The following is a 1,937-nucleotide window of genomic DNA, read 5'->3' on the forward strand; positions in this document are numbered from 1 at the left end:
GCCCGCGCCGCGGTCCAGCATGCTGGTCACCATGTCGTGCAGGTGCCGGCGGAACCGGTCGAGGACGGCCAGGTCACGGGGGCCGAGCCGACGCCCCGTCGGGTCGATGATGCCCGCCTGGCCGAAGGAGTGCGCGGTCCAGACGATCGTGAAGACCAGCATCTCGACGTCGACCCCTGAGCCGAGGCCGACGCGGTCGAGCACCGCCCGCACCGAGGCGGCGACCTCGGTGATGAGCGGGCCGGCGAATTCCGACTCGATCTCGGCCAGGTCGGCCCCCTCCGACAGCCACCGGCGCATCCACAGCGCGGGGACCTCGGGACGGTTCATGCAGAAGGTCAGGTACGCGTCGACGAAGTTGAGCAGGGCGGCCCTGGTCTCCGTCTCCGACGCGCCGCAGGTGTGCAGTTGCTCCAGAGCGGCGACGACCACCTCCCGCTGGGCCAGGTGTGCCCGGCGCATGACCGCGAGGTAGAGCTCCGCCTTCCCGCCCACGTGGTAGGCGACCGTCGCGATGTTGAGTCCCACGGCCTCCGCGATGGCACGGGTGCTGGTCGCGTCGTAGCCGCGCTCGGCGAACAGCCGGGTGGCCGCCGCCAGGATGCGTTCGCGGCTGGAACCGTCGTCCGGCTGAGCGCTCATGCGGCCGAGGCTACCCGAGGCCGCGGATCGAATTCAATCAGTCGCCGGAGAGGAAAAGAGGAGGTGGGGAGGGGTTGTCCCGCTCTCCATCATTCGATTGAATGACCGCCCTCGAGTGAGGAGGACCGCGCATGGACGCGACGAGGGTGGCGGTGATCGGTGCGGGCGCCGCGGGGCTGGCCGCGGCGAAGGCGCTGCTGGACGAAGGTGCGGAGGTCACCGTCTGGGAACAGGGGGACCGTCCCGGCGGCCTGTGGGCCCGGGGCGTCGGCGGGTCGTCGCCCGCCTACGACAGCCTGCACCTCAACACCAGCAAGGGCCGTACCGAGTTCGCCGACTTCCCGATGCCCGCCGGGTGGCCGGACTACCCGTCGGCCGACCGGGTCGCCGAGTACCTCGCGCGGTACTCCGACGCCTTCGGGGTCACCGGGCGCATCCGGTTCGGCACCACCGTGACCGCGGTGCGCCGCTCGGGCCAGGCATGGACGGTCGAGGCGCGGGGCGGCGCCGGCACCGTGACGGAGTCGTACGACGCCGTGGTGGTGGCCAACGGGCACAATTGGGACCCGAAGTGGCCGTCCCCGGCGTATCCGGGCCACTTCGACGGCCGGCAGACGCACGCCCACGACTACCGTGACCCCGGCCCGTTCGCCGGCAAGCGGGTGCTGGTCGTGGGGATGGGCAACTCCGCCATGGACATCGCCGTCGACGCGTCGTACGTCAGCGCCGGGCCGGTCCTGCTCTCGGCCCGTCACGGCACGCACATCGTCCCCAAGTACCTCTTCGGCCGCCCTTCGGACCTGACCGGCAAGGCGCTCGCGGTGCTGCCGTGGCGCATCCGCCAGAGGGTCGCGCAGGCAGCGTTGCGGCTGGCGGTGGGCACCCCGGAGAAGTACGGGCTGCCCAGGCCGGCCGGCGGCCTCTTCCAGAACCATCCCACCATCAGCGACACGATCCTGCACCGCCTCACCCACGGGGAGGTCGTCGCCCGGCCCGGCGTCGAGCGGCTCGACGGCGGCAGGGTGGTGTTCACCGACGGCACCGCCGAGGACGTCGACGTGATCGTGTGGGCGACCGGCTACCGGGTGACGCTGCCGTTCCTGGAGCGCGACTGGACCGGTGACGACCCCGAGGCGATGCCGCTGTACCAGCGCGTCTTCCACCTCGACGACCCGACGCTGGCCTTCGTCGGCCTCATGCAGTCCACGGGTGCGGCGCTGCCGGTCGTGGAGGCGCAGGCCAAGCTCCTCGCCGCCTACCTCGGCGGCCGCTACGCCCTGCCGTCACCGGCCGCT

The 1,937-nt window shown here is 72.2% G+C and carries 2 protein-coding genes; one reads left to right on the plus strand and one right to left on the minus strand.

Annotation, left to right across the window (positions count from 1 at the left end; genetic code table 11):
- Nucleotides 1-642 (minus strand): TetR/AcrR family transcriptional regulator (locus HW445_RS29045; RefSeq protein WP_180223820.1); only part of this gene is annotated, 642 nt, incomplete at its 3' end.
- A gap of 131 nt (nucleotides 643-773) precedes the next feature.
- On the opposite strand from HW445_RS29045, the gene HW445_RS29050 reads away from it, so the two are divergent.
- Nucleotides 774-1,937, plus strand: a 1,164-nt coding sequence (locus HW445_RS29050) for an NAD(P)/FAD-dependent oxidoreductase (RefSeq protein ID WP_180223821.1), incomplete at its 3' end; no start/stop codon positions are given.

Origin of the sequence: Streptomyces sp. UH6, assembly GCF_013421635.1 — a bacterium.
GTDB classification, from domain to species: Bacteria; Actinomycetota; Actinomycetes; order Streptomycetales; family Streptomycetaceae; genus Streptomyces; species Streptomyces abyssomicinicus.